Below are 3,093 nucleotides of genomic sequence, written 5' to 3'. Positions count from 1 at the left end.
AATTTTTACCTTTTAAAGTTCTTTGAAAAGTAGATAAATATAGCTTTTAGAATTATAATGGAATTAAAGGAATTAAGAGCGTACAGTGGATGCCTTGGCACTAAGAGCCGATGAAGGACGTAATTAACAACGATATGCCATGGGGAGTTGTCAATAAATGTAGATCCATGGATTTCCGAATGGGGCAACCTACTACAATAAACTTGTAGTTTTTTGATTTTTTTAATCAAAAAGGGAACGCAGTGAACTGAAATATCTAAGTAACTGTAGGAAAAGAAAGTAAAAACGATTCCGTAAGTAGTGACGAACGAAAGTGGAACAGCCTAGATATCAAATACTAGTTACAAAATAGGAAATAACTTGAAGTTTTTGGAAAGAAACACCAAAGAAGGTGATAGTCCTGTAAGGGAAAATTTCCTATCTAGGATATCAAAAAGTACGGCGAGACACGAGAAATCTTGTTGGAAGATAGGAGGACCATCTCCTAAGGCTAAATACTTCTTAGTGACCGATAGTGAACTAGTACCGTGAGGGAAAGGTGAAAAGAACCCCGGGAGGGGAGTGAAATAGATCCTGAAACTGTATGCTTACAATTAGTCAGAGCTCGTTAAGGAGTGATGGCTTGCCTTTTGCAGAATGAACCGGCGAGTTATGATATAGAGCAAGGTTAAGTTTGAAGGAACGTAGCCGTAGCGAAAGCGAGTTTTAAAAGAGCGTTTAGTTGTATGTCATAGACCCGAAACTGAAGTGAGCTAGCCATGAGCAGGTTGAAGTATGGTTGAAACCATATGGAGGACCGAACCAGGACACGTTGAAAAGTGTTTGGATGACTTGTGGCTAGGGGTGAAATTCCAATCGAACTCAGAGATAGCTGGTTCTCCCCGAAATAGCTTTAGGGCTAGCGTTGATTAATAAAAATATTTTCATGAAGGTAGAGCACTAAATGAGTGAGGGCTCCACCTCGGGGTACTGATCTCAATTAAACTCCGAATGTTATGAAAAAAAATCAGCAGTCAGACTGTGGGTGATAAGGTCCATGGTCAAAAGGGAAAGAGCCCAGACCGTCAGCTAAGGTCCCTAAATTAATGTTAAGTGGAAAAGGAAGTGAAGACGTTAAAACAGCTAGGAAGTTGGCTTAGAAGCAGCCATCTTTTAAAGAGTGCGTAATAGCTCACTAGTCTAATGACTTCGCGCCGAAAATGTATCGGGGCTAAAACATTATACCGAAGCTACGGATACTAACTTATGTTAGATATGGTAGGGGAAGCGTTCTGATGTCGTTGAAGCCATAGCGTGAGCAGTGGTGGAGAAATCAGAAGTGAGAATGCCGGTGTAAGTAACGAAAAGATAGGCGAGAATCCTATCCGTCGAAAACCCAAGGTTTCCAGGGGCAGGTTCGTCCGCCCTGGGTTAGTCAGGTCCTAAGGTGAGGTAGAAATACGTAGTCGATGGAAAGCAGGCTAAAATTCCTGCACTAAAAAAACAACTGATGGAGCGACAAAGAAGGCTAAACACGCCCTTTATTGGATTAGGGTAGAAGGATCAAGTTTGAAAAGATAGGCAAATCCGTCTTTTTATTCCAAAAAATGAGATTCGAAAGTAAAGTGATTGATGTCATACTTTCAAGAAAAACTTCTATGGTTAATTGTTTTTTTACCTGTACCGTAAACCGACACAGGTGGGAAGGTAGAGAATACTAAGACGCGCGAGAAAACTCTTGTTAAGGAACTCGGCAAAATTGCTCCGTAACTTCGGGATAAGGAGAGCTTTTATGTCAAAAGTAAAAGCCACAGAAAAGAAGCCCAAGCGACTGTTTATCAAAAACATAGGTCTCTGCTAAACCGTGAGGTGATGTATAGAGGCTGATGCCTGTCCGGTGCTGGAAGATCAAGAGGAGATGTTAGGGTTAAACCAAAGCATTGAATTGAAGTCCCAGTGAACGACGGCCGTAACTATAACGGTCCTAAGGTAGCGAAATTCCTTGTCGGGTAAATTCCGACCCGCACGAAAGGCATAACGATTTGGGCGCTGTCTCAACAAGAGTCTCGGTGAAATCAAATTATCGGTGAAAATGCCGATTACCCGCGACAGGACGAAAAGACCCCATGGAGCTTTACTGTAGCTTAATATTGAATTTGAGAAGTTCATGTACAGAATAGGTGGGAGACAGAGAACTTTAGACGCTAGTTTAAAGGGAGTCGCCTTTGGGATACCACTCTTGAGTTTTTTAGACTCTAACTTGCGCAAGTGAATTGCGAAGGACAGTGTTTGGTGGGCAGTTTGACTGGGGCGGTCGCCTCCTAAAGAGTAACGGAGGCGTTCATAAGGTTCCCTCGAAATGGTCGGAAATCATTTATAGAGTGTAAAGGCATAAGGGAGCTTGACTGCGAGACCTACAAGTCGAGCAGAGACGAAAGTCGGACTTAGTGATCTTACGATACCGCATGGAAGGGTCGTAACTCAACGGATAAAAGCTACCCTGGGGATAACAGGCTTATCGCTTCCGAGCGTTCACAGCGACGAAGCGGTTTGGCACCTCGATGTCGGCTCATCGCATCCTGGAGCTGGAGAAGGTTCCAAGGGTTGGGCTGTTCGCCCATTAAAGCGGAACGCGAGCTGGGTTCAGAACGTCGTGAGACAGTTCGGTCTCTATCCGTCGTGGGCGTTGGAAATTTGAAAAGAGCTGTCCCTAGTATGAGAAGACCGGGATGGATATACCTCTGGTGGTTCAGTTGGTTCGCCAGAGCCATAGCTGAGTAGCTACGTATAGAAAGGATAAACACTGAAAGCATCTAAGTGTGAAGCCTCCTTTAAGATGAGATTTCCCTATGAGATCCCTGAAAGACTATCAGGTTGATAGGCTAGAGGTGTAAGAAAAGTGATTTTTTTAGCTGACTAGTACTAATAGATCCATTGACTTTGATTTTATAAAAATTCTGAAGTTATGTTTATCTAGTTTTGAAAGAACCTTGGTGATTAATAAAAGGGGAAACACCTGTTCCCATTTCGAATACAGCAGTTAAGTCCTTTTATTCTGAAAATAGTTTTTGGTTTCAAAAGCAAAGATAAGATTTGCCAAGGTTTACTTAGAAG

At 42.5% G+C, this 3,093-nt stretch carries 2 rRNA genes; both read left to right on the top strand.

The features are described from left to right. Positions 1 to 62: 62 nt before the first annotated feature. A 23S ribosomal RNA gene (locus tag Q8777_RS02265) occupies positions 63 to 2,926 on the top strand. A gap of 42 nt (positions 2,927 to 2,968) precedes the next feature. Next, positions 2,969 to 3,081 (top strand): 5S ribosomal RNA (gene rrf / locus Q8777_RS02260). Positions 3,082 to 3,093: the final 12 nt, after the last annotated feature.

It is taken from the genome of Candidatus Phytoplasma stylosanthis, assembly GCF_032886435.1.
GTDB lineage: Bacteria > Bacillota_I > Bacilli_A > Acholeplasmatales > Acholeplasmataceae > Phytoplasma > Phytoplasma stylosanthis.
This window is presented reverse-complemented; position numbering and strand designations above follow the sequence as displayed.